The 24557-nt window shown below is 71.4% G+C and carries 27 protein-coding genes and 2 pseudogenes; 8 read left to right on the top strand and 21 right to left on the bottom strand.

Annotated features, from left to right (window positions below; genetic code table 11):
• Positions 1–19: 19 nt before the first annotated feature.
• Positions 20–958: a tRNA (adenosine(37)-N6)-dimethylallyltransferase MiaA gene (miaA, locus tag AB0A61_RS22870; RefSeq protein ID WP_361295055.1), complete on the bottom strand. Its 939-nt coding sequence runs from the start codon at positions 956–958 to the stop codon at positions 20–22.
• Positions 959–1142: 184 nt separating this feature from the next.
• Between miaA and AB0A61_RS22865 the strand changes: the two genes are divergently transcribed.
• Both AB0A61_RS22865 and AB0A61_RS22860 read left to right on the top strand, forming a co-directional pair.
• Positions 1143–1469 (top strand): hypothetical protein, encoded by a 327-nt coding sequence (locus AB0A61_RS22865; RefSeq protein WP_361295052.1) that lies wholly within the window; start codon positions 1143–1145, stop codon positions 1467–1469.
• Positions 1470–1493: 24 nt separating this feature from the next.
• Positions 1494–1832 (top strand): antitoxin, encoded by a 339-nt coding sequence (locus tag AB0A61_RS22860; RefSeq protein WP_361295049.1) that lies wholly within the window; start codon positions 1494–1496, stop codon positions 1830–1832.
• Positions 1833–2099: 267 nt separating this feature from the next.
• Here the strand turns inward: AB0A61_RS22860 and AB0A61_RS22855 are convergent, their stop codons facing one another.
• Both AB0A61_RS22855 and miaB read right to left on the bottom strand, forming a co-directional pair.
• Positions 2100–2813: a class III extradiol dioxygenase subunit B-like domain-containing protein gene (locus AB0A61_RS22855; RefSeq protein ID WP_361295046.1), complete on the bottom strand. Its 714-nt coding sequence runs from the start codon at positions 2811–2813 to the stop codon at positions 2100–2102.
• A gap of 70 nt (positions 2814–2883) precedes the next feature.
• Positions 2884–4413, bottom strand: a complete 1530-nt coding sequence (miaB, locus tag AB0A61_RS22850) for a tRNA (N6-isopentenyl adenosine(37)-C2)-methylthiotransferase MiaB (protein ID WP_361295043.1) — start codon at positions 4411–4413, stop codon at positions 2884–2886.
• Positions 4414–4528: 115 nt separating this feature from the next.
• On the opposite strand from miaB, the gene AB0A61_RS22845 reads away from it, so the two are divergent.
• Both AB0A61_RS22845 and AB0A61_RS22840 read left to right on the top strand, forming a co-directional pair.
• Positions 4529–5191 (top strand): protein-L-isoaspartate(D-aspartate) O-methyltransferase, encoded by a 663-nt coding sequence (locus AB0A61_RS22845; RefSeq protein ID WP_361295040.1) that lies wholly within the window; start codon positions 4529–4531, stop codon positions 5189–5191.
• A 132-nt stretch (positions 5192–5323) separates the two neighbouring features.
• A pseudogene (locus tag AB0A61_RS22840) lies at positions 5324–5581 on the top strand (hypothetical protein); the annotation flags it as partial.
• Positions 5582–5643: 62 nt separating this feature from the next.
• On the opposite strand, the gene AB0A61_RS22835 reads toward AB0A61_RS22840, so the two are convergent.
• Positions 5644–6240, bottom strand: coding sequence for an NAD(P)-binding domain-containing protein (locus AB0A61_RS22835; protein ID WP_361295037.1), 597 nt, complete (start codon positions 6238–6240; stop codon positions 5644–5646).
• A 41-nt stretch (positions 6241–6281) separates the two neighbouring features.
• On the bottom strand, positions 6282–7100 hold the full coding sequence (locus AB0A61_RS22830; RefSeq protein ID WP_361295034.1) for a 3'(2'),5'-bisphosphate nucleotidase CysQ: 819 nt from the start codon (positions 7098–7100) through the stop codon (positions 6282–6284).
• Positions 7101–7237: 137 nt separating this feature from the next.
• Between AB0A61_RS22830 and AB0A61_RS22825 the strand changes: the two genes are divergently transcribed.
• The 3 genes and pseudogenes from AB0A61_RS22825 to manA all read left to right on the top strand — a co-directional run bounded on the left by AB0A61_RS22825 (position 7238) and on the right by manA (position 9855).
• Positions 7238–8146: a LysR family transcriptional regulator gene (locus AB0A61_RS22825; protein WP_361295031.1), complete on the top strand. Its 909-nt coding sequence runs from the start codon at positions 7238–7240 to the stop codon at positions 8144–8146.
• Between the two features lie 96 nt (positions 8147–8242).
• Positions 8243–8512 (top strand): annotated as a pseudogene (locus tag AB0A61_RS22820) (hypothetical protein); the annotation flags it as partial.
• A gap of 158 nt (positions 8513–8670) precedes the next feature.
• Entirely contained in the window at positions 8671–9855 is a 1185-nt protein-coding gene (manA, locus tag AB0A61_RS22815) for a mannose-6-phosphate isomerase, class I (RefSeq protein ID WP_361295028.1), read from the top strand.
• Positions 9856–9963: 108 nt separating this feature from the next.
• Here manA and AB0A61_RS22810 read toward each other — a convergent pair whose 3' ends face one another.
• Together AB0A61_RS22810 and AB0A61_RS22805 are read right to left on the bottom strand one after the other, a co-directional pair.
• The gene (locus AB0A61_RS22810; RefSeq protein ID WP_361295025.1) at positions 9964–10617 is read right to left on the bottom strand and encodes a hypothetical protein; all 654 of its coding nucleotides are present in this window, start codon (positions 10615–10617) and stop codon (positions 9964–9966) included.
• 41 nt (positions 10618–10658) lie between these two features.
• Positions 10659–11825: an insulinase family protein gene (locus tag AB0A61_RS22805; RefSeq protein ID WP_361295022.1), complete on the bottom strand. Its 1167-nt coding sequence runs from the start codon at positions 11823–11825 to the stop codon at positions 10659–10661.
• Positions 11826–11840: 15 nt separating this feature from the next.
• On the opposite strand from AB0A61_RS22805, the gene AB0A61_RS22800 reads away from it, so the two are divergent.
• Positions 11841–12014 (top strand): hypothetical protein, encoded by a 174-nt coding sequence (locus tag AB0A61_RS22800; protein ID WP_361295019.1) that lies wholly within the window; start codon positions 11841–11843, stop codon positions 12012–12014.
• On the opposite strand, the gene AB0A61_RS22795 is transcribed toward AB0A61_RS22800, so the two are convergent.
• The 14 genes from AB0A61_RS22795 to asnB form a co-directional block, all read right to left on the bottom strand.
• On the bottom strand, positions 11992–12654 hold the full coding sequence (locus AB0A61_RS22795) for an HAD family phosphatase (protein WP_361295016.1): 663 nt from the start codon (positions 12652–12654) through the stop codon (positions 11992–11994). The two genes, AB0A61_RS22800 and AB0A61_RS22795, sit on opposite strands and share 23 nt — an antisense overlap.
• Complete coding sequence (locus tag AB0A61_RS22790) at positions 12651–12854, bottom strand: (2Fe-2S)-binding protein (protein WP_361295013.1); 204 nt, start codon at positions 12852–12854, stop codon at positions 12651–12653. The genes AB0A61_RS22795 and AB0A61_RS22790 overlap by 4 nt, the downstream gene beginning before the upstream one ends.
• The gene (locus AB0A61_RS22785) at positions 12847–14187 is read right to left on the bottom strand and encodes an aminotransferase class III-fold pyridoxal phosphate-dependent enzyme (RefSeq protein WP_361295010.1); all 1341 of its coding nucleotides are present in this window, start codon (positions 14185–14187) and stop codon (positions 12847–12849) included. Before AB0A61_RS22785 ends, AB0A61_RS22790 begins: the two co-directional genes overlap by 8 nt.
• On the bottom strand, positions 14175–15194 hold the full coding sequence (locus tag AB0A61_RS22780) for a nucleoside-diphosphate kinase (RefSeq protein WP_361295007.1): 1020 nt from the start codon (positions 15192–15194) through the stop codon (positions 14175–14177). The genes AB0A61_RS22785 and AB0A61_RS22780 overlap by 13 nt, the downstream gene beginning before the upstream one ends.
• The gene (locus AB0A61_RS22775; protein ID WP_361295004.1) at positions 15191–16009 is read right to left on the bottom strand and encodes a formyltransferase family protein; all 819 of its coding nucleotides are present in this window, start codon (positions 16007–16009) and stop codon (positions 15191–15193) included. Before AB0A61_RS22775 ends, AB0A61_RS22780 begins: the two co-directional genes overlap by 4 nt.
• A complete protein-coding gene (locus tag AB0A61_RS22770) occupies positions 16006–16737 on the bottom strand; it encodes an alpha/beta hydrolase (protein WP_361295001.1) in 732 nt (243 codons plus the stop codon). The genes AB0A61_RS22775 and AB0A61_RS22770 overlap by 4 nt, the downstream gene beginning before the upstream one ends.
• A complete protein-coding gene (locus AB0A61_RS22765; protein ID WP_361294998.1) occupies positions 16734–17444 on the bottom strand; it encodes a hypothetical protein in 711 nt (236 codons plus the stop codon). The genes AB0A61_RS22770 and AB0A61_RS22765 overlap by 4 nt, the downstream gene beginning before the upstream one ends.
• Positions 17444–18121, bottom strand: coding sequence for a hypothetical protein (locus AB0A61_RS22760; RefSeq protein ID WP_361294996.1), 678 nt, complete (start codon positions 18119–18121; stop codon positions 17444–17446). The genes AB0A61_RS22765 and AB0A61_RS22760 overlap by 1 nt, the downstream gene beginning before the upstream one ends.
• A 39-nt stretch (positions 18122–18160) precedes the next feature.
• The gene (locus AB0A61_RS22755; protein ID WP_361294993.1) at positions 18161–19309 is read right to left on the bottom strand and encodes a hypothetical protein; all 1149 of its coding nucleotides are present in this window, start codon (positions 19307–19309) and stop codon (positions 18161–18163) included.
• A gap of 17 nt (positions 19310–19326) precedes the next feature.
• Positions 19327–20400, bottom strand: a complete 1074-nt coding sequence (locus tag AB0A61_RS22750; RefSeq protein ID WP_361294991.1) for a diiron oxygenase — start codon at positions 20398–20400, stop codon at positions 19327–19329.
• Between the two features lie 3 nt (positions 20401–20403).
• The gene (locus AB0A61_RS22745) at positions 20404–20682 is read right to left on the bottom strand and encodes a PqqD family protein (RefSeq protein WP_361294988.1); all 279 of its coding nucleotides are present in this window, start codon (positions 20680–20682) and stop codon (positions 20404–20406) included.
• Positions 20682–21464 (bottom strand): hypothetical protein, encoded by a 783-nt coding sequence (locus tag AB0A61_RS22740; protein ID WP_361294985.1) that lies wholly within the window; start codon positions 21462–21464, stop codon positions 20682–20684. The genes AB0A61_RS22745 and AB0A61_RS22740 overlap by 1 nt, the downstream gene beginning before the upstream one ends.
• On the bottom strand, positions 21461–22285 hold the full coding sequence (locus tag AB0A61_RS22735) for a hypothetical protein (RefSeq protein ID WP_361294982.1): 825 nt from the start codon (positions 22283–22285) through the stop codon (positions 21461–21463). Before AB0A61_RS22735 ends, AB0A61_RS22740 begins: the two co-directional genes overlap by 4 nt.
• Positions 22282–24557: asparagine synthase (glutamine-hydrolyzing) (gene asnB, locus AB0A61_RS22730; protein WP_361294979.1), on the bottom strand; the 2276-nt coding region annotated here is incomplete at its 5' end. The genes AB0A61_RS22735 and asnB, both read right to left, overlap by 4 nt.

The raw sequence follows: 24557 nt of genomic DNA, 5'->3' as shown, positions 1-24557 counted from the left end.
TCCCGATGCCATGACGTGATCAGGCTGTAACCGGTCGTTCGACCAACGCCAGTGCGAGGTGCGGAAGTTCTGTGACATCCGCCGCAGCACCGCTCAGCCAGTGAACACGCGGGTCACGCCGGAACCAGGAATCCTGGCGACGCGCGAAGCGTTTGGTGGCGCGTACGGTCTCCACGCGCGCATCTTCGAGCGTGCACTCCCCGGCCAGCGCCGACAGGACCTGCTGATAGCCGAGCGCCCGCGATGCCGTGCGCCCCTCGCGCAGGCCCTGCGTCTCCAGGGCGCGGACCTCGTCCACGAGCCCGGCCTCCCACATCCGGTCGACCCGGCGCGCGATGCGCTCGTCGAGTTCCGGGCGGGCCACGTCGACGCCGATCTGGATGGTGTCGTACACGGAGTCGTGGCCGGGAAGGTTGGCGGTGAAGGGCCGGCCCGTGATCTCGATGACTTCCAGGGCCCGGACGATACGGCGGCCGTTGCTGGGCAGGATCGCGCGGGCGGCCTCCGGGTCGGCGGCGACGAGGCGGGCATGCAGGGCGCCGGAGCCACGCACCGTGAGCTCCTCCTCCAGCCGGGCCCTCACCTCGGGATCGGTGCCGGGGAACTCCAGGTTGTCGACCGCGCCGCGGACGTAGAGACCGGAGCCGCCGACGAGGATCGGCCAGCGCCCGGCGGCGAGCAGCGCGTCGATCCTGTGCCGGGCGAGCCGCTGGTACTCGGCGACGGAGGCCGTGACGGTCACGTCCCAGATGTCGAGGAGGTGGTGGGGGACGTCGCCGCGCTCCTCGGGCGTCAGCTTGGCGGTGCCGATGTCCATCCCGCGGTAGAGCTGCATCGAGTCGGCGTTGACGACCTCGCCGCCGAGGTGTTGGGCCAGAAAGACGCCGAGATCGGACTTTCCGGCCGCGGTGGGGCCGACGACGGCGATGACGCGGGGGGCGAAGGGTGCGCTGCTCACCGCACCAGTCTCGCAAACGTCACGGCGGCGCCTCGAACGAGTTACGTGACGGCGCGGGTCCGGGGTCGTTGCCCGTTGCGAGGTCCCCGCGGCCGGATTCCGGCAGCGCTGGTCCGGGCCGTTGGCATACGGACCCACCGGGCCACGCGGGATTTCGCCCGCACGAGTAACGTATGGAGTGGATATGGGCGTTTTTGCGCGACTTTTTCGGAGGTCAAAGGCTGCGGAGGAGGCGTCGCCCGCCGAGGAACAGGGCAAGGCGGCGGAGGCCGGCTCCGAGGTGGATCAGGCGGCCGAGGCGGAGGGATCTGCCGAGGCGGACGGCGGCACCAGGGGTGGCACGGAGGGCGGCGCGGCCGGGACACCGGAGGTGACGGGGGCGACGGGGGCGAAGGCCGACGGCAGCACCCCGAACGGCGAGGCGTCCGGTGCCGACGGTGTGGAGATCCCCAAGCAGCAGTCCTCCGACGAGACGATCGAGCAGGAGGCCGGCGAGGGCGCCCGCACGTAACTGCCCCGCGAGGGAAGGTGAACCATGGGTCTGCTGCACGACATGAAGGTCAGGCTGGGCCCGACCATGCACAGGATGTCGGATCTCGCGCAGCGGCAGGAGGTCAGGATCGAGCACGGTCTCGACAGGGCCGCGAAGCTGATCGACGACAAGACGAAGCACAAGTACAGCGAGAAGATCCAGGCGGGCACGGGCAAGACCAAGCACGCCATGGAGCGGCTCGTGCACAAGGAGGGCGCCCCGGACACGGGCACCGGTGCGGCCCCGGGTACGGCCACCGGCACGGGTACGGCCCCGGGTACGGGCACGACGCCGGGCGGCCCCGCAGCGACGCCCCCTCAGGAGCCACCTACGGCTTCCTGAATGTCCCGAACGTCCTGAACGGCACATCGGCGGACGGCCGCGGAGCCCGGGCTCCCGGCCGTCCGCCGTGTCGGCACCTGGGGGGTGCCGTCTGGATCCCCGGGTCGGGCTGCGGCGCATGGTGCGGTGCATCGCAAGGCGGAGCATGACCCGCGTACCGGGCGTACTCGGGTCGTGCGACGACGCGGCGAGGTGCCCTGCCAGGCGTCGCGGACCCGGGGTGATCCGAACGACACCCCCTGGCCGAGCCCGGACGGCCGCAGGCCGTCACGACCAGGTCGCCACCAGGTACCCCACCCCGTAGGGAGCGTCCTCGTACCGCAGCGCGCCGGACAGACCGGCGTTCTCGGCCGCCCCCGCGAGAATCTGCCAAGGAGCCCGGCCCGATGCCTTCAGCTCGTGCGCGAGTTCGACGTCGAGTGCCTTCAGGGCCGCCACGTCCGCCTCCCCGAGCGCACGCGCGATCTCCGCGTCGAAGGGGGCCGCCCGCTCGTCGAGATAGCCGGGCGCCTTCAGCGACCGGCAGGCGCTGGCGTCACCCATGACCAGCATCGCCACCCGGTCCGGCCGTGCGGCGATCTCCCGTCCGGCCTGGACGCACCGCTCGGGCTCCAGACCCTCCCACACGCCGAGTCCCTCGATCGGGGCACCGGACCAGCCGGTCCGGTCCAGCAGCCAGGCGGCGACCGCGAGCGAGACCGGCAGCGCACCGGCGGGCGCGACGCCCGTTTCCGGGCCCAGCGTTACGTCCAGGTCCACGCCGAAGCCGCGGAAGGTCCCCCGGGCACCCTGCGGGTGCGGACCGCGCCCTGACTCTGCGGCGGGTCCCACGACCACGAGCCGGTCGGGCCGGGCGGCGGCGAGCACGCCCAGCGCGTCCGTGCACGCCGCGCGCGCCGCGTCCAGTTCGGCGGCGGCGCCCGCGGCGACCTCGGGCACCAGCACGGGCGGGCAGGGACAGACGGCAGCGGCGACAAGCATGATCGGCAGCGTAACGCCGCTCACCCACCGAGCGGCACCTCGCGCCCGGGCGCACCCCCTGGCGACCGGATCAGTCGCAGCCGCAGCCGCTGCCCGTGGCGACCGGCAGCGGCTCGGGGGCGCCGATCCTGGGCAGACCGAGCATGACACCCGTGGGCTTGGCCGTCTCGGCGGCGGTGCGCTTCTCCCAGGCGTCGCCCGCCCGGGTGCGGCGCACGGCGAGCACCGGGCCCTCGGCGAGGAGGTGGTGGGGGGCGGCGTAGGTGACCTCGACCGTGGCCACGTCGCCGGGGCGGACCTCCTGCTCCGGCTTGGTGAAGTGGACCAGGCGGTTGTCGGGGGCGCGGCCGGAGAGACGGTGGGTGGTGCCGTCCTTGCGGCCCTCGCCCTCGGCGACCATGAGTTCGAGGGTGCGGCCGACCTGCTTCTTGTTCTCTTCCCAGGAGATCTCCTCCTGAAGGGCGACGAGACGCTCGTAGCGCGCCTGGACGACCTCCTTGGGGATCTGGTTCTCCATCTCGGCGGCGGGGGTGCCGGGCCGCTTGGAGTACTGGAAGGTGAAGGCCTGCGCGAACCGTGCCTCGCGCACCACGTGCAGCGTCTGCTCGAAGTCCTCCTCGGTCTCGCCGGGGAAGCCCACGATGATGTCCGTGGTGATCGCCGCGTGCGGGATGGCGGCCCGCACCTTCTCGATGATGCCGAGGTAGCGCTCCTGCCGGTAGGAACGGCGCATCGCCTTCAGGACCGGGTCCGAACCGGACTGGAGCGGCATGTGCAGCTGCGGCATGACGTTCGGCGTCTCCGACATGGCGGCGATGACGTCGTCGGTGAAGTCGCGTGGGTGCGGCGAGGTGAAGCGGACGCGCTCCAGGCCCTCGATGGTGCCGCAGGCCCGCAGCAGCTTGCTGAACGCCTCGCGGTCGCCGATGTCGGAACCGTACGCGTTGACGTTCTGACCGAGCAGCGTGATCTCGGAGACGCCCTCGCCGACCAGCGCCTCGACCTCGGCCAGGATGTCGCCGGGACGGCGGTCCTTCTCCTTGCCGCGCAGCGCCGGGACGATGCAGAAAGTGCAGGTGTTGTTGCAGCCGACGGAGATCGACACCCAGGCCGCGTACGCGCTCTCGCGCCGGGTCGGCAGCGTCGAGGGGAACGCCTCCAGCGATTCCGCGATCTCGACCTGCGCCTCCTCCTGGACGCGGGCGCGCTCCAGCAGGACCGGCAGCTTGCCGATGTTGTGCGTGCCGAAGACGACGTCCACCCAGGGCGCCTTCTTCACGATGGTGTCGCGGTCCTTCTGCGCCAGGCAGCCGCCGACCGCGATCTGCATCCCGGGCCGCTGGGCCTTCTTCGGGGCGAGGTGACCGAGGTTGCCGTAGAGCCGGTTGTCGGCGTTCTCCCGCACCGCGCAGGTGTTGAAGACGACGACGTCCGCGTCGCCGTCCGACCCCTCCGGCGCCCGGACGTAGCCCGCCTCCTCGAGCAGCCCGGCGAGCCGCTCGGAGTCGTGGACGTTCATCTGGCACCCGTAGGTGCGGATCTCATACGTCATGGATGAACGAAGGTCCACTGCCTGGCTCCGGTCGCTGCTGCTGGTCATGCCTCAAGGGTAGGCGGTTCCTGGGAGCTCCTTTCCCGCGCTTCCCGGAGTGGGTGCCCCGCAACGGCACTCCCGGGCTGCGCGGCCGCCCAGCTGATGGAGAGGTGACTCGCCCGTGAACTCCGTAGCCAGGGCGCCCGAGGACCTCGTGCAGGCCCTCACAGCCGCCGGGATCAGGGACGAGCGGCTGCTCGAGGCCGTGCGCACGACGCCCCGGGCGGCATTCGTCCCGGCCGGTCAGGTGGCCGCCGCCTACCGTGACGTACCCATCACCATCGGACAGGGACAGGTCACCACGCAGCCCTCGCTGTCGGCCATGATGATCGAGGGCCTTGAGCTGGACGGGTCGGAGCACGTCCTGGAGGTCGGTACGGGCCTGGGCTTCCAGACCGCTCTGCTCGCCCGGCTGGCCGCGGACGTGGTCAGCATCGAGATGCGGCCGGACATCGCCCGCCGGGCGCACGCCAATCTCGCACGTCAGGGCGTACGGAACGTGGAGTTGCGCATCGGCGACGGCAGCGGCGGGGTGCCGGACCGGGCTCCGTACGACGCCGTCCTCGTGTCGGCCGCGTTCCCGGAGGTGCCCGCGCCGCTGGTCGCACAGGTGCGGCCGGGCGGCCGCCTGGTGCAGCCGATCGGGCCGGGCGGGCACGAGCAGGTGGTGTGCTTCGAGCGCACCGCATCTGGGCTGCAGCGGGTGCGGGTCCTGACTGCGGCCTACTTCGTCCGGCTGCAGGGGCGATACGGCTTCCCTCCGGACGATGGGGCCGCTCGTTGAGGCGTTCGGTGAGGGACGCTGCACGCGGCTGCGCGCGAGCCCTCCCTATTTGGTCCGCGACGCGTACGGCGCCCAGCGTAATGTTGTCGTGTCGCCGTCACCCCGTCACCCGATTCCCCAGGGGCGGTGGTCATGCGATTCCCCAGGTGGCCCGAGCGCGCAGTCCAGCGCCTGTCGACGGCCTTCCGCCTGCGGCACACGTACGCCGGTCCGGACGAGGACGGCACCACCACCGCCACCCACACCGACTCCCTCGGCCACGCCAGCACCTACCGCGCCAGCCGGCACGGCCAGATCGTCGCGATCAGCGACCCGCTCGGGCACACCGCCCACCAGCGGTGGGATATGCGCCACCATCTGCTCAGCCGGACGGCTCCCTCGGGGCACACCACCCACTGGGAGTGGAACGGCGAGGGATGTGGGCCCGCCGGCGGCGGTGCACTGTGTGCGGATCAGCGGGCGATCGAGACCGCGAAGGGCGCGAATCCGCTGGACCGAATCACGTGCGGTACGAACAGTATCGCGGCCTCTGTGGCGCGGGCGGTCTGGATTCCGCCGAGATCAGTGATCCACTCCTTGCGCCAGCCGAGGTCGGCGAGCAGTTCACGGACGGTCTGCTTGGCCTGCGGGTCGTCGCCGGAGAGGAAGGCGTCGGGCGCCCGGGTGAGCGTGTCTGGCGCGGTCATCACCGGGAAGAGCATGGTGTTGAGTGTCTTGACGACGCGCGTTTCGGGGAGCGCTTCCTGGAGTTGCTCGGCGAGGCTTGAGCCGGGGTAGAGCAGGTGGGCAGGCAGTCCGTCCGGTCCGTCGACGGTGGCGTTGGAGACGTCGACGAGGATCTTGTCGCGCAGTTCCTCGCGCAGCGCGACGAGCCGGTCCAGCGAGCCGGCTCCCGGGGTGGCGTTGATGACGATCCGGGCTGTCCGGGCGGCGTCGGCGGCGGCGCCCGGCGCGCGGTCCGCCACCCTCACCTCATGCCCTGCCCGCGTGAGGGCTGTGGTCAGATTGCCGCCGACGCGGCCGTTTCCGAGAACTGCGATCGTGGTCATGCTGATCTGGTCCTTCCGTGCGTGCAGATTGTGGTGCGCGGTCAGCGTGAGAGCGTGGCGACGGCCTCGGCGTGGACGCCGGGCGCGGCGGCCAGGAGGCTCTCGCTCTGCGGGGTCCAGGGGCGGCCCTCGGCGTCGGAGATCTGTCCGCCGGCCTCGGTGACGAGCAGCGCCCCCGGCAGCAGGTCCGCGCGGGCGCCGGCGAACTGCCAGAAGGCGTCGATCCGGCCGGCGGCCACGTTCAGCAGGTGCAGGGTCGCGGGCACGGCGGTGCGGACGACGAGCGCGTCGAAGAGCATCGCGGTGATCGAGGAGCCGACGCGCCGCACGACCTTCTCGTCCTCGTCCGGCCGGGCCTGGCTGGTGGCCACGATGCTCAGGCCGAGGTCCGCGGTCCGGGAGACGTACAGCGGCCGGCCGTCGAGGTGGGCTCCCGCGCCGGAGAGCGCGGTATAGGTCTCGCCGGTCAACGGCAGGTGGACCGCGGTGAGCACCGGCTGGTTCTCACGCACGAGGGTGGCGGTCACCGCCCACTCCGGCAGGGCGTGCAGGTGGTTGACGTTGCCTTCGGCCGGATCCACGACCCACCATTCGCCGGGCGGGAGCGCCCCGCCGTCCAGTTCGTCCTCCACCCAGCCGGCATCCGGGCGCAGGCGCGCAAGGCGGGGGCGCAGGATGTCGAGGGCCGTGTCGTCGTTGGCGGCGAGCGCGCGCATCAGCTCTTCGCGGGTCTGGTAGCGGACCACCTCGCCGAAGCGCTCGCGCAGCGCCGAACCGGCCGCGCGCACGGCGATCGCGGTCTGACCGAGCAGGTCGGCGTCGGAGGCGGCGACGTCGGTGGTCTGAAGCATTTCGGGCACGGTGAACTCCCTTTTGAGAAGGAGGTGATGGGGCCGTTCGGGCCGAACTGTGGGCTCTGTCCAGCGCTCCGGTCTCGAAGGTATACAGCCCCTTGATTAACTTCAAATGCATGTAAAGCACGGCTAGGATTACTCACATGCAATTGGATTTGAACCTGCTGGCCGCGCTCGACGCGCTGCTGGAGGAGGGCAGTGTGGCCGGGGCGGCCGCACGCATGCATGTCACCGCCCCCGCGATGAGCCGGAGCCTGGGCCGAATCCGGCGCACGACCGGGGATCAGATCCTGGTGCGCACCGGCCGCACGATGACCCCGACGCCGTACGCGATCGCCGTCCGGGAACAGGTGCACGAGCTGCTGCACCAGGTCCAAGGGGTGCTGGCACCGAGCCGTGAACTCGATCTGGCAACGTTGGAGCGCACCTTCACACTCCGCTGGCATGATTCCCTGGTCGCCTTGAGCGGCCCCGCACTGCTCTCGGCCGTGCGCGGTCAGGCGCCGGGCGTGCGATTGCGCTTCGTCGCGGAATCGAGCATCGACACCCCCGAGTTGCGGCGCGGCGAGGTGGACCTGGAGGCGAACGCCAACCGCCCGAGCGCACCGGACATCCGTGCCGAGAACGTGGGCGAGACCCCCCTCGTCATCGTCGTGAGGCAGGGGCATCCCCTCACCCGCGTCAGGACCGTCACCGCACAGCGGTACGCCGCCGCTGAGCACGTGGCCGTCTCGCGACGTGGAAACCTCAGCAATGCCATCGACGACGCCCTCGCACGGCTCGGCCTCACCCGCCGCGTGGTGGCGACCGCGCCCACCGAAGCGGCCGCGCTGGAGTTCGCGCGCGGCTCCGATCTCCTGATCAGCGTCCCCGAAGCCACCACACGGTCAGCGGTCGCCGACCTCGGCCTGGTCGTGCTCCCCCTCCCCCTCGAACTGCCGTCGGCACCGATATACCTGTCATGGCATCAGCGCTACGACACCGACCACGCCCACGCCTGGCTGCGCGGGCTGGCGCGAACCGCGCTGGCCATGGGCGGAGCGTCGTCGTAGTCGGCGCCGTCCGGCCGCTTCCCCCCTTCAACGTCAGCAGCGGCTTGTCCGTGCGGGTGCCGGCCGTGGGGGCGGCCAGACCGACGCCGGAGAAACATCGGGGTCACCGATCCCCTCGGCACGACGCTGTCCATCGACGCGGACGCGGCCGGTCTCCCGGTCTCGGTCACCGACGCCCACGGCGGGACCACCATCTGCACCCGAGACGCCTTCGGCCGCCCGCTCGCGCTCACCGATCCGCTCGGTGGCGTGACCACCCTCACCTACGGCCCCTTCGACCTCCTCGCCTCCCGCACCACCCCCGACGGCGCCGGCTACACCTTCACCCACGACACCGAACGCCGCCTCAACACCGTGACCGACCCCCAGGGCTCGACCTGGACGTACACCTTCAAGGCGCGCACGGACAGCCTCGTCCGCCGCAGCCCGGCCCCGGGGCACCCGGCTGCCCCGATCGGCATCGGCGGACCGGTGGGCCTGGCAGTTCATCATCACGCGGGCAGCGATGACGATACGTTGATCCCATGGATCTCCTCAGGCCAGTCGTCCAGCCCTACGCGTGGGGCTCCAGGCATGTCATCGCCGGTTTCCAGGGGCGCCCGGTGCCCTCCGCCGGACCCGAGGCGGAGTTGTGGATGGGGGCTCATCCGTCGGCTCCGTCCGGGGTCACGCGTGAGGGACGCGAGACGACGCTCGACGTCGTGGTGGCCGCGGATCCGGGGCGGGAGCTGGGGGCCGAGTGCCGGGACCGCTTCGGCGGACGGCTGCCCTTCCTGCTGAAGATCCTGGCCGCCGAGAAGGCGCTGTCCATCCAGGTCCATCCCGACCGGGCGCAGGCCGAGGCCGGTTTCGCCGCGGAGCGGGGCCGCGACGGCGCCCGGACCTATGTGGACGACTGGCCGAAGCCGGAGATCCTGTGCGCACTGACACCGTTCGAGGTGCTGGCGGGGTTCCGGGAGGCTGCCGATGCCGCGGCCGTGCTCGACGTACTGGGTCTGCCGGAGCTGCGCAGCGTGAGCGGCGTGCTGCGCGCCGGTGGCGGGCCGGAACGCCTGACGGAGGCGCTCCGGCTGGTACTGACCTGGCCGGAGGCGGAACGGGACCGGCTGATCGACACCGTGGTGACCGCCTGCGGGCGGGTGGCGGCCGAGGGCGGTACGCACGCCGCGGCGTGCGACGCGGTGGTACGGATGTCCGCCGACCACCCCGGAGACATCGGTCTGCTCGCCTCACTGCTGTTCCGGCACTTGGTTCTGGAGCCCGGTGAGGCCCTGTTCATGCCGGCCGGAGGGCTGCACGCCTACATCAAGGGCGTCGGCGTGGAGCTGCTCGCCAACTCGGACAATGTGCTGCGCGCCGGGCTGACCTCGAAGCACATGAACGTGCCCGAGTTGCTCCGCATCGTCGATCCGGCCGTCGAGGTGCCGGTCCTGCCGCCGCGGCCGCTGCCGGGTTCAACGGCCGTGAGCGTGTACGACTCCACGGCGCCCGAGTTCCGGCTGTACCGGTTCAGCCTCGACGGCGAGCCGGTCGAGGTGCCGGCGGGCGGGCCGAGGATCGCGCTGTGCGTCGAGGGCGCCGCGGTGCTGCGGGCCGGCGACGGCGGCGAACTCAAGCTCTCCCGTGGCGACTCGTGCTTCCTGTCCGCCGCGGACGGCACGGTGACGGCCGCGGGTGACGCGACGCTCTTCGTCGCGACCGTCGGCTGAGAAAAACCGAGAGAAGACCGAGAGAAGACCGAGAGAAGACCGAGAGAAGGCCGCGAGAAAGGGACCCCGGGCGCGGGCCTGTGTCGGTCCGCGCCCCGGGCGGATCCCTCAGCGGTCGATCACACCCGACCGCAGGGCGAGTTCACGCACCTCCAGCAACCGGTCCTTGGGCATCTCGACCTGCTCCACGGCGGCCTTGGTCTCGGTCGACCGGCCGCCCTTCCAGATGATCGACCCGTCCTGTGCCGTGCGCAGCGACTGCGTCTTCAGCCGCGGCCCCTGGATGACCAGGGAGAAGGTGTTCGTGGCCGACGTGACCGAGTGCACCATGTGCTGATCGATGACGTAGGAGTCGCCCTCGCCCTCGGTCCGGATGGTGTTCGGTACCAGCGGCTGGGCACCGTCGCTCTCCAACTGGGCCCGCACATACGTCTCCGGCCCGTACAGGCGGTGCAGATAACGGCCCTTGAGGATCCGGGTGTGGAAGGGCCAGCGGTGGCTGTGCGGAAAGTGGGTTCCCTGGTCGAAGCGGTGCAGACGAATGCGCAGCATGCTGTCGGGATCGTCGAACAGCACGATCCGGTCGCCCCACCACTGGCGCTCCGACAGGTTCAGCAACTGGGCGTCGTCCAGGGCGTTGTCGATCAGTTCGCGCAGGGCGCCGGGGCTGCCCACCCGGTGGGTCACCTGGCCGGCCACGTGCTCCGCCACCTCGATCCGCGACCAGTCGAGCCGCTGCAGCCGGGTCAGATCACGATCCATTTCTCCACTCTCCAACTCTGCTTCGGGGGACGCCACATCGCTCAGACGACGGCGACCGCGTAGGTACGGAGCACGCGGGCGGCCGCCGACGCGAGCTCGCCCGGGGTCACCCGCCCCACGCCCAGGACCAGGTCTTCGGGCTCCCCGCCGTCGAGGGCGGCGAGGGCGGCCCGGTAGGAGGCGAGCGGCACGTCGGACGCCTCGGCCCCGGCCCGTTCGCGGGCCGCCGCCCGTGCCGCCTGGAAGGCAGCCTCGTCGAGCCGGCCGGACGCGATGAACTCCAGCAGCTCGCGGACCAGGGACTCCGCCGTGGCGACCCAGTCGGTGTCGAGATCCAGCCGGGTCTGCCACAGGCCGCAGTCCTGGTAGCCCTCGTAGGTGGCCTCCAGCTCGCAGTCGATGCCGATGTCCGTGTACAAGGTGCTCCGCAGCAGGGAGGCGTCCCCCGGACCGAACAGTTCGGCGAGCACGCGCGCGGCGGCCGAGGCCGGTGCCCTCCGCGCGGCGGTGATACCGCCCGCCGCCACCCGGGCGCGTGCGGCGGCACCGGCGGCCCTCAGGTTCACTCCGCCGGAGGAGACGGTCTCCATGGGCGGTGCCTCGCGCTTCATGACCGCCTGGGACCCGGGAGCGGATTCCGGCAGGCTCCCCTCGGGTGCTTCCAGCACGCCCAGCGCCTGCGGCACCAGCGTCTCGGGGCCCGCCACGACGACGACCGGGGCACCGCTCGCCATGACGTCCCGGTGCACCGCGGAAAGGTCCGGTGTGCCGCCGCGGCCGGAAGCCGGTGCGCCACCCCGGCGGGAGGTCGGGCGTGCCAGCGGGTGCTCACCGAAGAGGAGTTCCCTCAGCCGGGTGCGGGCCGCGCACGGCTCCTCGCCCGGCGCCTCGCCCGGAACCTCGCCGTAGGTGCCGAGGGCGGGCCGGGTCACGGCCGTCAGGAAGAGCGGCAGACAGTCCGCGACGGCGGCGGCGGGCATCCGGCACTGGAACGTGAGCGTCTCGTGGCCGACGTCGGCGCGGACGACGGCGCCGTGCCCGGCCAGCAGGTCCGCCAGGGGTGTGCCGTCGGTGCCCGGTGCCCCGGTGAGCACACCGTGGGCCAGCGGGGCGAGGGCCGCGGCTGTGGCGGCGTCGTGATCGCGGACGCCTGTCGGCAGAACGACGGTGACCGTGAGGTCGTCCTCGGCGGGTATCACCAGAATCATGGAACGTGCCTTCTCATGGAATCGCCGGTTGCCGAGGTGCCGCGCGCCGGCACAACGGTCATCGGGGTGCCGGTCATCGGCACGTCGGTCGTCGGGGTGCCGGTCATGGGCGCACCAGTCGTCGGGGGTGCGCCGGTCATCGGCAGGCGGCTCACCGGCGTGCGGCTCACCGGCGTGCCGGTACGTTGATCAGTGCGGGCAGCTGTGCCAGCGAGGTGATGACGTGGTCCGCCTCGGCGAGCCGCTCGGCCGGGGTCGTCGCGGCGAAGCCGACCACGCGCATCCCCGCGGCTCGGGCGGCCTGCACGCCCAGTGGGCTGTCCTCCACCACCAGCGTGGTGGCGGGATCGGCCGCCATCCGGTCCGCCGCGTGCAGGAACAGGTCGGGGGCCGGTTTGCCCTCGGCGACCTCGTCCGCGCTGAACACCCGGTCCGCGAGCAGCGGAGCGAGGCCGGTCACGCGCAGGGTCAGTTCGAGCCGGTCGCGCTGCGAGCTGGAGGCCACGCAGAACCGTGTGCCCCCTGCCGACAGTGACTCCAGGAGCTCGTGCGCACCGGCCACCGGCCGCAGTCGGCTGCCCAGCGCGTCGAACAGGCGCTGCCGGTAACGCTCCTGGAAGCCGGCGGGCAGCTCACGCCCCAGGCGCTCCTCGGCCAGCTGCCGGACCCGGGCGAACGAGCCGCCCATGTACGTCCGGATGCTCTCCTCCAGCGTGGTGGGCAGCCCCGCCTCGGTGAGCATCTCCGCCAGCAGCGCGTTGGCCAGCCGCTCGGAGTCGACGAGCACCCCGTCGTTGTCGAAGACCACGAGTTCCACCGGGTACGTCACCACGCACACCCCCCAGTCCCTCCGCCCGCGAACTCCACGAGCTCCTCGATGTCGGCCGCGCAGTCACCGCAGCCGGAGTTCGCGCCGGTCGCCGCGCGCAGTGCCGGCAGGTCACGGTGGCCCTGTTCCAGTGCCGCCACCAGCTCGCTCTCCGTGACCTCCATACAGACGCAGACCACCGGATCGTCGGTGTCACGCATGCGGCCGCTCCCCGTCCAGGACACCGAGCGCCAGATCCAGCACCTCGGTCATCCGGTCGAGTTCGTCCGGGGTGATGACCAGCGGGGGATGGATGTTGATCACGTCCGGTGCCATGCCCGTGGCTGCGACCAGCAGGCCGAGATCCGGATGCGCCGTGGCGCAGAGCTGCCGCAGCCGCGGGGCGTGCGGTCCGCTGAGCACGATGCGCGCGGTGCCGCCCGTGGCGTCCACCCGGTCGATCACGGCGGGGTGGTCGGCGGCCAGTCCGGTCAGCCGGGTCCGCAGGCCCTCGGCCAGTGCGGCCACGTCCGACCGTACGGACTTCCATCCCTCCCAGCGGTCCAGCACGGTGTCGACCACGGCCAGTGCGTGCGGGATGCCGACGAACGTGGAGGAATGGCTGCCGGGCGGGTAGTGGTCGGCGTCGGCCAGCGGCTCACGTGCCCATACCGCGCTCAGCGCCGCCCCGCCGTTGCTCAGCCCCTTGCTGGTCACGACGACGTCGGGCTCGACACCGGCCAGTTCGAAGCCCCACCGCGGACCGACCCGGTGCATGCCGGTGAAGATCTCGTCGGCGATGACCACGGCCCCCTGGGCACGCGCGTGCGCGACGGCCGCCCGAAGCAGTCCGGGGTCGGGGACCACCATGCCGCCCACGTTCTGCACGGCCTCGAAGACGAACGCCGATGCCTTGCGCCCGAAGCCGGGTCCGCCGACGCCCGACAGCTCGGAACCCCAACGGGTCACCGCGCCGACGCAGCCGGTCCGGCAGCCGTCCTGGGAGGCGGCGGCGTGCGGACAGGTCCGGCAGTCGGGGCTGGGCAGCCGTACGACCTCCAGCCCCCACGCGGCAAGCAGTTCCCGGTAGCGTGGGCTGGCGCTGAGCATGCTGGTGATCCCGGACCGTCCGTGGAAGGCACCCTCGAACACCACGACCGTTCCCGGGCCGTTGGCACTGAAGGCGATCCGCAGCGCGGTCTCCATGCCCTGGGCCCCGCCGAGGTCCAGTTCGACGCGCCCCGGTGTCCCCAGCACATCCGAGAAGAGCCGCTCCAGGCGTTCGAGCACCCCCAGCCGCAGCGGGGATTCGCAGAACGAGGGCAGCGCGGGCAAATCGAGGCAGCGGCGCGCGGCCTCCTGCAGGATCGACGCGTCGTAGCCCAGGGCCACCGTGCCGTTCGCGGCCTCCGCGTCCAGGTAGCGGCGGCCGTCGTCGGCCTCCAGGAAGCATCCGGAGCCCCGTACGAACCGGGGCACCACCGCGGAGCGGTAGATCAGGTTCCCCGCGCCGGCGAACGGCGGTACCGCGGCGCCGTTGGTCACACCCGGCACGGTTCGGCCTCCTGCTCTGCTGTCGGCTGTCCGCCCGCGGCGGCGCGCCAGGCCGCGGCCGACGAGGTGGGCAGGATCGGGGCGACTCCCGCCTCGTTGCAGTCGATCCATTGGGTGACCACGGTGAGCACGTCCCACCGGGCGGCTTCGTCCGTCACCGGGCCGCGCCGCAGCTCGGCGAGCCACTCTCCGATCCGGTCCGGGGTGCCCGCAGCCCGGGCGAGCGCGGCCCACCGGCCGGACCCCGCGGACAGCCGGCGCAGGGCCGCGGTGACGTCGAGGTCGTGGGCGGGGATCGCGGCGTGGACGGTGTCCAGAAGGGCGTGCGCGGGGTCCTCCGCCTGCGGTCGTCCGGTGTCCCAGGACCCCGTCCCGGACAGCGCGTCACGGCACCAGTCCCAGCCCGTTCGGTAGGAGAAGAGCTGCAGTTCGCGTATCACGTCCGCCGGGTCGTCGGCGGTGTGCACGAAGTTGAACAGCCCGTTGATCCGTCCGATCCGGGTCCGCAGGTCCCCGTGTCGGGCCGCCTCGGGGTCGGCGGAGCCCTTCGCCGCGGTCAGCCGGACGCTGGCCGGCATCCAGGCGGGGCGCCGGGTGTCGTGCAGCAGCACCAGCAGGGAGGGGCCTGAGCCGAGCAGGTGGTCGACCACGTCGATGCGCTGGGCGGAGGCCGCGTTGAACTGGTAGCGCCACAACTCGCGGGTGAGCAGCGGGTCGAAGCGGACGGTGGTGGCCGCGGCCGGGACCCAGCCCTCCTCGCGCAGAATGCGCAGGATCAGTTCACACCGCCGGCCCGCGACGGCGTCCGGCTTGAGTACGACGAAGGTGACGTCGTGGCTCCGGCGCAGCGCGGTCATCCCCGCGAAGGCCCGCAGGCCCTCCCGGGCGTAGGTGTCGTAGCGGTAGACCTCGCGCTTGGCGGGGTCCGCCGTGAGGGTGTCCAGCGCCGTCGAGGCCACCGCCGAGCCGGGTGCCGCCGAGCCGGGTGCCGCCGGTGCCGTCCTCATCCGAGTCTCCTTCCGCCGAGAGGTGTGGGCCGGCCGTCGACCAGGACGATCCGGCTGCCGTCCTCGTGGGTGCCGTCGGCGAGGGCCAGGCGTCCGGCCGCGAACGCACGCACCGTCCACTCCAGGCAGGGCCGGTCACTGACGGTCTTCTGGAGCAGTTCCTGTTCCCAGGCGTCCTCCGGAGTGGCCCGGCGCTCCTCGACCGCCACCGGCGGGCCCATGCAGAGCACCGCCCCGCCGTCCTGGCTGCCGTCGACGACGAAGCAGGAGGTCCGGGTAGCGGTGTGGCCCGCCGCCATGGCGAGCCGGACCGGGTCGTTGCCGACGAGCAGCCGCCGGCCGTCGCCGTCCAGCACCGAGAGGTCGCCCGGATGCTGGTTGATCATGCGGCCGGCGTACCGGTCGAGGAGGTTGCCCTCGATCCAGCGGTGGTAGGCGAGCACGACGAGGTCCAGCGCCCCGTGCTCGGCCTCCCAGGCCGCGATGCGTCGGTCCAGCGCGTCGTGCCACTCCCGGGCACGCTGCCGGTACCGGAGCCGTCCCTGCGCCCCGTCGGCCCTGGAGGCGAACCCGCAGTACGCGTCGAAGTCGCCGGTCCAGGTCTCCACACCGGCGTCCCGGGCGACGTCCAGGGCCTTGGCCCTGCTGCCGTGGGAGGCCACCAGGCAGACCTGGAAGGCGGCCGGCTCCCGGTCCCGCAGGCTCAGCAGCGTGCCCAGGTTCGCGCCGGTCGCGGAGACCAGGACGGCGATCCGCAGTGGGCCGGACGGACGCAGCGGCCCGAGCGCGGTCGTCCCGTGCGGTGCCGCGCTCATACCGCGGCTCCGGCGGACTCGGTGAGCAGTTCGAGCGTGACCGCGCAGCCGGGCCGTTCGGGGTTGACCAGGTGCATGTGCCGGGCATCCGGCACGCTCCGGTGCTCCGGCTCCAGACCGTCCGCACACCACTGGTCGAGCTGGGCGTCCGTCAGCGCGTCCGGTACGGCCTGGTCGTCGGCCGCCCGTACGACGACGAGCCGGGCCACGTCCGTACGGTCCGGGCGGGGCGTGGCCCCCTCCAGCGTGCCGCCCGCCCTCAGGTGCGGGCCCGCGAAGTGACCGACGGCTCCCCCGCCGACGCCGAGCGCCTCGGCACGCGCCAGGTCGACCACCGGGGCCGGCAGGACGAGCCTGCGACCGGCGCCCCGCCCGGCCACCGCGGCCATCGCCAGGTGGGCGCCTGCCGAGTGGCCGGCGAGCACGGCCTCGTCCCACGCGGGGTCGAGTGCCGAGAGAGCGTCCAGCGCCGCGACGCCGTCCTCGGCGGCACCCGGCCAGGCGCCGCCGTCCCACACCGGCCGGTACTCGACGACGGCGACGGCCCGGTTGCGGCGGACCAGCGCGACCGCGAGCGGCTCGAGGTCGCGCGCGGTGCGGTCGTGCCGCCAGAAGCCGCCGTGGAACAGCACGACCGTCGACGTGGCCGCGGTGTCCCGGGGACCGTAGAGGTCGATGCGGTGCCAGGGCGACGGACCGTAGCGCAGGACGCTCTCCTGGACGCTCACAGCACTCCGATCGCTTCCAGCCGCGCGACCCAGTGCTCGAAACGCCCGTCGGTCATCCGTACTTCGGCGCGCCGCTCGGCGGACTCGTCGGCGGCGCCCTCGCGCCACCAGACATGGCCGCCGTCCTTGCGGATGATGAAGGCACGGCGCTTCTGTGCCGGGCTCTGGATCATCAGCGAGATCGTCTCGGGCTCGGTGATCGTGGTGTGCAACTGCTCGTGGTGCAGCGTGATGCTGTGCCCGGCGGGCTCCTCACGCACGAAGTACGGCCAGAACCGCGTGATGTCCGCGGTCTCGTCCAGCGGCTGGTCGGTCGCGTACAGGGTGTGCTGGTAGGAACCGCTGAGGATGTACGCGGTGAAGCTGAAGCGGTGGTTGTGCACCCGTTCGTACTGGTCGGTGTTGGCCAGCCGCAGCCGGATGCGCAGGCCCTTCTCGGGCGCGTCCCAGATCACGATCTTGTCGTCGAGCGAGTGGCACTCGCACTTCTCGCGCAGTTCCGGCGTCCTGCGCACCCGGTCGACGAGAGCGCGCAGCAGGGCCTTGTCGTCACCGATCCGGCGAGCGATCCGCTCCGTGACCTCGGCAGCCGCTTCGAGGTCGTCCCAGCGCACGGCGGGCAGGGAGTCCATGAAGGCGACGACGTCCGCATCGGACAGCGGTCCCTCGTCGCTGAGCACTGCGGCCTCGGCCTTGGTCGTCGTCATCAGAGGACCTCCATGCCCTGCAGACGCTGGGTCAGCTCGTCGAAGTACTGCTTGCTGATGCGCTTGCTCACCCGGCGTTCGGCCTTCTCCTTGTCCTCGCCGAAGCGCCACCACACCCTGCCGGTCTCCCGCTCCGTGATGATCGACCGCTCCTTCTCGGCGGGGCCGCGGAGGAAGAGTGAGACGGTGTTCGGGGTGGTGAACGTGGTGTGGATCTCGCTGTGGTGCAGCGTGTAGCAGTTGCCGGCCACCTCGCGGGTCACGAACCGCGGCTCGACGCGCAGATCGCTGTCGCGGGCGTCGAAGTCGTCCTGGACGTCGTCCGGGATGTCCTCGGGGCGCCCCACCAGCTGGTGGCGGACGTGGCGGTAGCTGCCCCGCATGATGAGCGAGGTGAACGAGAACCGGTGGTCGTGCGGGCGGTCGCGGTGGTCGTCGGTGGACACGTGGACCCGGATCCGGAAACCGCGGTCGAGGGCGTCGTAGATGACCAGCTTGTCCAGCAGCCGGTGGTGTTCGCACTTGTCGAAGAGGTCCTCCTCCTCGCGGGACCGCTCCAGAAGTTCGCGCAGCGCGGCCTTGTCCTCGGACAGGGCGAGCAGGATCTCCCTGGTCTGGGCACGTGCTTTGGGGAGGTCCGACCAGTCCACCGTCAGGCGGTCGAGTGCGTCCAGCATGTAGTGCTCCCTCGTGGGTTGGCTTCGGGGTGGAGGCGGTCAGCCGTGGTGTCGCTCAGCGGCGGCTCCCGCTCCCACGGCCAGTTCCGTGGGGGCGCCGGTGCCGAAGGCGCGATGGGCCGTACCGGCGGCCAGCTGCCAAAGCGACGCGTCGGCGACGCCCATCTCGCGGGCGTTGCGCATCTGGCGCGCCAGTGGCTGGGATCCGGCCGCGACGATGCCTCCGTCCTGGTACCAGAGGCCGTTCTCCTCGGTCTGGTGCAGGGCCTGACCGCCGATCCGCGCCGAATCGCAACGGTCGGTCATCATCATGGAGTTGCGATGGCCCATGAGTTCGACGGCCCTGGTCGCGATCGCGAGGTCCACGTGCTCGCCGTCGAAGTTGATACAGGCCGAGATCCGTCCGCCGGCCGCCTCCTGCATGATCGCGGCGGGCACGGGGCCGGCGATCCGGTCCATGTCGGCCAGCGTCCAGCCCGGAAGGTCGTACGCGGCGAGGGTGGCGTCCCGCTTGGCGCGTGCGGCCGAGGTCCGGAAGGCGTGGCGGATGTTCAGCGGCATGTCGTTGAAGAGGTGGTCGGTGATCACCCGGGTCCCCGTGCCGGTCCACTCGCTCTGCCAGGCCAGGTCCACGATGTCGTGCACCAGTTCGGCCGAACCCCTGGGGTCCTCCCGGGTGAAGTGCCCCAGCGCGGGCCGGACTCCGTGCGCCATCAGCAGCGGCACGATCCAGTCGAACCGCGGGTGCCGGTCGTCCAGGTTGTCGTGGAGTCCGGAGGCGGCGGTGAACGCGTCCGGGGACATCACCGTGTACACCAGGCCCAGATCACCGAGGCACGCGAGCCGCTCCCACTCGTGCCGGGTCGGCGCCCACACCGTCGTGGCGGGAGTGCCCCCGTGACTGGCGAGCAGCGGGCCCTCCAGCGCGATGCCCACGATGTGCGGGAGCCTGCCCGCGGTGCGCAGCGCGTGGTAGCGCCGCATGAACTGCTCGAACTCGCCCAGCCTGGACTGCCGCAGGTAGAGCGTGGGAATGCAGGAGACGTTCTCCTGTGCGCAGTTGCGGTCGAGCAGGAGCAGGTCGAGGGCGGCGAACTCGGAGAAGTCCACTTCGCCGAACCCGTGGCAGTGCACCTCGACCGGCAGCCCCAGGTCCCCCTGATTGTCTTCCAACGTACTGTTGCCCATTGCAGGCCTTCTCTCTGTCACACGAGGGTTCCAAGGCGCTGGATCTTCTCTGCCGCCTCCGGGTCGTCGAATGCCTGGAGCGCCTCGAAGTACCTGACGGTCTGCCGGGACGTCGCCGCCAGGTGACTGCGCACGGCCTCCGGCGTGTAGGTCTCTGCGAGGACCCGTTCCGCGTCGTCCGCCGTCAGCCCGTACCCGGCGAGCTCCTGCCGGACGGCGGGCAGGTCGGGTCGCAGGAACGCCTCGATCAGCTGCGGGATCAGCCGGGCCGACCAGCGCCGTTCCGCCGGGGACAGCTGCCCCCACAGGTAGCGCAGGAACACGGCGAAGTACGCGTGGTGCCGCCCCTCGTCCAGGGCGTGGTCCCGGATGGTGCCGCGGACCGCGGCGACCACGTCGGGCCGCTCGGGGACCTCGGCGAGGGTCGCCGAGATCAGCGTCTCCGAGACGATGACGAACAGCATTTCGGCCAGCGCCCGGTGCTCGGACGGGAGTTCCTCCAGGATCTCCCGCAGCCGGAGCAGGAAGTACGGTTCGGCGGGCAGCCGCGGCGCGATCCCGGTGCGCTGCTGGACCTGCCGGGAGAGGTCCACCGAGAACAGGGTGTGGTAGGCCTCGTCACAGTAGATCTTGTAGGCGTCGAACCGCATTTCCTCGGGCAGTTGCACACCGATCGAGCCCTGCGCGATGCCGAGCACGGTCCGGTTGACGACCACGTACTCCAGGCGGGCCGTGAAGTCGAGGTAGCGGTAGAGGTGCTGGACGAGCACCTCTTCGAAACGGCCGGCCGGGAGGTTCTTGACCAGCGGATGGCGGGCGATCGGCACGAGATCGGGCGAGAAGTAGTGCCGGCCCTGCTCGTCGTTCTCCAGCCGGCGCCGGGGCGCCTGCCGTACCCCCGCCCGCTCGTACCAGCTGCCGAACGGGCTGCGGTAGGCCGGCTCCTGGCCCGTCTCGTCGGCCTCGGCGGCTTCGTCGGGCCGCGCCTCTCCCACCGGGCCGGAGTCCGCGGGGCCGAGGCCCATCACCAGCTGCTTGGGACAGTAGGACAGCGCCGTGCAGCCGACGAACATGCCGACTATGCCACACATCGGTTACCCGACCATGTCGCTGGCGGCGAGCTCGGTGAGGAACTCCGCGCAGTCGGCCACTGCCTCGTCCACCGAGATGTCGTACTGCGCGGCGACCTTCTCGCCGATCTGCCGCACCGTGGCCACGCCGTCCACCTGCTTGAAGATGAACTCCGCCACCTCGTCGAGCTCGAAGGCCAGGGAGGCGTTCGCCACGAACAGCTTGCCGCGGAACTTGCGCACCCGGGCGTCCAGACTGCGGACCGGTACGACGTCGGGGCCGAAGGACTTGGAAGACGGCATCAGATCTCCACCTCGATCGAAAGGTCCTTGCACAGCGTCACGACCCGGCGCACCCATGCGGCGGGGTCGTCCGCGTCGTAGTCGGCCATGGTCTCCAGGGCCCAGAACGTCTCGAAGGGGATGAGCTCCAGCCCCGCCTCCTTGACCCGGCGTGCCCTCCACTTCGGCGTCCGCGAGCCGTAGTTGCCCGAGCCCTCCAGGACGGCGTCCACGGAGTGACCGAGAGCCTTGCGGGCCGCCATCACCGCGCTCTCGATGTCCCCGACCTCGAGCATGCCGAGGGCGTCCTCGACATTGCCGTCCGCCTCCGCCAGCGACCTGGTGGTGACGAAGGCCCGGTACGCCGTCTCGTCGAGCTCGGCCCGGCGCCGCTTCAGCCAGTCCTCGCCGAACAGCGGCAGCCCCGTCACGATCCGCTCGAGGAACAGTTCCTCGGTGTCCACCATGGCCTTCAGCGAGGAGACACCGGCGTCGAACTGCTCCCAGGAGACCTTCTCGAGCATCTGGTCCACCTGCGAGTCCAGCCAGTAGGCGACCTCCCAGCGGCGGCCGTCCATCTGGAACATGTAGGTGCTGATCGTCTCGTGGGCGAGTGGCACCGGCACGGTACGGGCGCCCTCGACGCCGGGCACGGTGCGGGAGACCAGGTAGAAGTCGAAGTCACTGGTCGGGTTGGCCCAGCCGCGGGCCACCGAGCCGACGTTGAATACGGTCAGGGTGTCCTCGGGCACCAGGCCACGGCGCCTCAGTTCGTCGACACACCCGCTGAGGTCGAGCTTCATGACCAGCCTCTGTCGTCGTCTTCGCGCTGCAGCTCCAGCACGATGGTCGGAATGTTGTTGAGCACATGCGCCAGCACAGCGGGGTAGACCGAGCCCGACACCACCGTCAGCAGCAGCATCGTGGCGGCGGCCGAGATCTCCACCGCCGTCGAGCGAGTGGTCCCGCGCCGGTTGGTGCCCGGCTGGATGTGATGGCGCGCCACGAACGCGATGGCACCGAGCAGCCCCAGCGGCGTGGTGGCACCGGCCAGCAGGACCGGCGCGCGGAACACCGCCTCCTCGCCGACCGGGCAGACGGCGGTGGCGAAGGCCCGGGCGGCCCCGTGTGCTCGCGGCGTGGGACCGAAGACAAAAGCCAGTTCGCCCGAGAGCAGTGCCTTCATGCGCATGTTGCTCAGCGCGATCAGACCGGCCGACGTCAGGGCCGCCAGCACGAACCACCACCAGTCGGCGCCCGTGGTCAGCCAGTTGGGGCGGGTGACGGCGGTCAGCACGAGCGCACCGATGGGAGCGAGCAGACCGGCCAGGGTTTCGGTCCAGAAGCTGATTCCGCTGCGCATCGTCCGTGGCACCCGCCACGGCAGGATCATCAGGCCCACCTCCACCACGAGCAGCACCGCCAGCACCCGCGGGGTGGTGGAGCCCAGGCTCCACAGCCCGATGGCGAAGGCGACCACGCAGGAGACGGCCGTCAGGCGCCGTACGTCGAAGTCGTAACGCGACAGGTCGAAGGTGGACACGTACGGCCGCTTGGCCGCCCGTGGCCGCTTCGTCGCCGGCGTGTCGCCGGCTCCGCCGGTCGACAGGGTGTCCGTCGTCACCGGATCACCGCCGTACGGATGACGCCGAGTTCGAGAGCCTCGGCGATCAGCGGTTCGACGCTCTCCCGGCTGTGCCCCAGGGATTCGACGATCTTGGCGAGGCTGGACACGCCGTCCAGGGAGCGCAGCACCCCGAACCACTCCGGGGTCTCCGTCTCGTCGATCACGAACTCCACCGCGCCGTCGATCACGACGTACCAGACCGTGTCGGCGTCCGGGGAGTGCAACAGCAGGACGTTGTCGGCGACTTCGGCCGGCGCGTCGAAGTCCACCGGCGCCCGGCGCACGACGGCCGCCTCGATCTCCTGCTGCTGGGTGTCCCAGTCGGTCACCGGGACGGACAGCGGGACGGGGGCCTTGGCGGCCAGCGCGAGCGGGGTGGCGGGCAGGTCGGTGCTGAGCTGCTCCAGGAGCCCGAGGTTGACCACATGGAGCAGGAACTCCACGTGTCCTGCCGTCGGGTCCTGTTCCAGCCGGCGCAGCGTGGCCCGGACGTTGTCGGCGTCGAGGTGCTCGCGTGCGCCGGGACCGCTGAGCGCCTCGTCCAGCAGCCGGTCGCCGTCCTGGGCCAGCATGCGGGTGAAGGTGCGGTAGGTGTGCCGGACGCCCTCGCCGTAGAAGAAGGGGATCTTCGGGCGGGAGATGGCCTCCTCGGGAAGGATCCCGGCCATGGCCCGTCGCAGGATCTGCTTGTCCCAGACGAGTCGGGGGCGCAGTTGCTCGGGGACGGCGGCGATGAGTTCGACCAGACGGTGGTCGAGGAACGGAACGCGGGCCTCGATGCCGTTGCCGGCCGCCGTGCGGTCCTCGTGCCAGCAGTTGTACTGCTGCACGTCGCGGTACTTCCAGCGGTGCAGCATCTCGTACGGATCGCGGGCGGTGCCGCCTGCGGCCTCGCGCAGTACCGAGGCCCGGACCAGCGGCAGGTCGGACTGCTCCCACCAGGCGCCCAGGTCCGGCTTGCGGTGCTGATCGCCCCGGATCCCCATGCGATTCACGTTCGCAACGAAGTCCGGCCACTCGCCGCCGCCCGCGAAGGACACCGTGTAGCCGCCGTTGAACTCGTCGGCGCCGCCGCCGAGGAGCATCGCCTTGATCTCGGGCGCATGGGCTCCCACGTACCGGTACAGCTCATATTTGTAGTACGACTCCGGGCCGGCGAGTGGCGTTTCCAGCTGCCACAGGAACTGCTTCCACTCATCGACGCCGGGCGTGGACGACGTATCGAAGAGAACCTGGTGATTGGTGAGACCGAGCCAGCCCGCGATGCGATGGCCGTATTCGGCGTCGGAATTCTCGAGTGTGCTGCCGTTGAGTGCCGTGAACGTGCGGGGCTTCAGATCCGAGAGGGCGGCGACGGCGGCGGAATCGATTCCGCCGCTGAGGAAGAGGCCTATCTCGACATCAGCCATTCCGCATTCTTCGACGGAATTGGCCAGCGTTTCTCCGTACCGGCGGACCAGTTCGTCCTCGGAGCCGGTTCTCGATCCGTCGAACTCGGGGAATTCCCAGTACCGGTGGGTGCGCGTGTCGCCCGTGTTCAGATCGAAGGTGACAACGCAGCCGGCCGGGACGAGTTCGATTTCCTCGTACCAGGTCCGGGGCGGGCCGTCGTCGAAAACCATGGCGCCGGTCATCATCTGGTCCGACAGCGCGCCGGCCCAGTCGATCCGGCGCGGGCAGGCCGCATCCTGGAACAGCGCCTTGATCTCCGAGGAGAAGACGATGCGCTCGTTGTCGCGGTGGTAGAAGAGCGGCTTGATGCCGAAACGGTCGCGGGCGAAGACCAGGCGCCCCCGGCGCCGGTCCCACAGCACGAGGGAGAACATTCCGCGCACCGAGTCGAGGAACGCCATGCCGTCCCGCCGGTACAGGTGGAGCAGCACCTCGCAGTCGGATCCGGTGCGCAGCCGGGTGCCCCGCGGCAGACCGGCGGCGAGTTCCCGGTGGTTGTAGATCTCCCCGTTGGCGATGAGGACCAGCTCGTCGTCCTCGGTGCTGAGCGGCTGACCACCGCCGACCGGATCCACCAGGGAGAGCCGTACGAAGCCCAGGCCCACGGGGCCGGAGCGGTGGTAGGCCTCACCGTCGGGACCGCGGTGCGCGATCACACCGGTCATGCGCCGCAGCAGATCGTCCGCCGCGTCGCCGAGCGAGCCGCCGCCGAGCCGGGCGACTCCGGCCAAACCGCACATACGCTTTCCCCCGCCGTACCGAGATTCCAGAAAGTAGAAGAACGGTGCGGTCGTGCCGCACCCGGTGGGTGCGGCAC

The organism is Streptomyces sp. NPDC046197 (genome assembly GCF_040646295.1).
GTDB lineage: Bacteria > Actinomycetota > Actinomycetes > Streptomycetales > Streptomycetaceae > Streptomyces.
Note: the sequence above shows the minus strand (reverse complement) of the source record. Positions and strands in the feature narration are given on the sequence as shown.

What these genes read in the sequence shown, in the direction of transcription:
- AB0A61_RS22740 (WP_361294985.1), bottom strand. Translation starts at nt 21,464, where the DNA reads ATGAAGCTCGACCTCAGCGGGTGTGTCGACGAACTGAGGCGCCGTGGC.
- AB0A61_RS22860 (WP_361295049.1), top strand. Translation starts at nt 1,494, where the DNA reads ATGGGTCTGCTGCACGACATGAAGGTCAGGCTGGGCCCGACCATGCAC.
- AB0A61_RS22805 (WP_361295022.1), bottom strand. Translation starts at nt 11,825, where the DNA reads ATGATTCTGGTGATACCCGCCGAGGACGACCTCACGGTCACCGTCGTT.
- miaB (WP_361295043.1), bottom strand. Translation starts at nt 4,413, where the DNA reads ATGACCAGCAGCAGCGACCGGAGCCAGGCAGTGGACCTTCGTTCATCC.
- AB0A61_RS22810 (WP_361295025.1), bottom strand. Translation starts at nt 10,617, where the DNA reads ATGGATCGTGATCTGACCCGGCTGCAGCGGCTCGACTGGTCGCGGATC.
- AB0A61_RS22780 (WP_361295007.1), bottom strand. Translation starts at nt 15,194, where the DNA reads ATGAGGACGGCACCGGCGGCACCCGGCTCGGCGGCACCCGGCTCGGCG.
- AB0A61_RS22855 (WP_361295046.1), bottom strand. Translation starts at nt 2,813, where the DNA reads ATGCTTGTCGCCGCTGCCGTCTGTCCCTGCCCGCCCGTGCTGGTGCCC.
- AB0A61_RS22825 (WP_361295031.1), top strand. Translation starts at nt 7,238, where the DNA reads ATGCAATTGGATTTGAACCTGCTGGCCGCGCTCGACGCGCTGCTGGAG.
- AB0A61_RS22835 (WP_361295037.1), bottom strand. Translation starts at nt 6,240, where the DNA reads ATGACCACGATCGCAGTTCTCGGAAACGGCCGCGTCGGCGGCAATCTG.
- AB0A61_RS22865 (WP_361295052.1), top strand. Translation starts at nt 1,143, where the DNA reads ATGGGCGTTTTTGCGCGACTTTTTCGGAGGTCAAAGGCTGCGGAGGAG.
- AB0A61_RS22760 (WP_361294996.1), bottom strand. Translation starts at nt 18,121, where the DNA reads ATGCTGGACGCACTCGACCGCCTGACGGTGGACTGGTCGGACCTCCCC.
- AB0A61_RS22800 (WP_361295019.1), top strand. Translation starts at nt 11,841, where the DNA reads ATGGAATCGCCGGTTGCCGAGGTGCCGCGCGCCGGCACAACGGTCATC.
- AB0A61_RS22745 (WP_361294988.1), bottom strand. Translation starts at nt 20,682, where the DNA reads ATGCCGTCTTCCAAGTCCTTCGGCCCCGACGTCGTACCGGTCCGCAGT.
- AB0A61_RS22790 (WP_361295013.1), bottom strand. Translation starts at nt 12,854, where the DNA reads ATGCGTGACACCGACGATCCGGTGGTCTGCGTCTGTATGGAGGTCACG.
- AB0A61_RS22755 (WP_361294993.1), bottom strand. Translation starts at nt 19,309, where the DNA reads ATGGGCAACAGTACGTTGGAAGACAATCAGGGGGACCTGGGGCTGCCG.
- manA (WP_361295028.1), top strand. Translation starts at nt 8,671, where the DNA reads ATGGATCTCCTCAGGCCAGTCGTCCAGCCCTACGCGTGGGGCTCCAGG.
- AB0A61_RS22750 (WP_361294991.1), bottom strand. Translation starts at nt 20,400, where the DNA reads ATGTGTGGCATAGTCGGCATGTTCGTCGGCTGCACGGCGCTGTCCTAC.
- AB0A61_RS22775 (WP_361295004.1), bottom strand. Translation starts at nt 16,009, where the DNA reads ATGAGCGCGGCACCGCACGGGACGACCGCGCTCGGGCCGCTGCGTCCG.
- AB0A61_RS22765 (WP_361294998.1), bottom strand. Translation starts at nt 17,444, where the DNA reads ATGACGACGACCAAGGCCGAGGCCGCAGTGCTCAGCGACGAGGGACCG.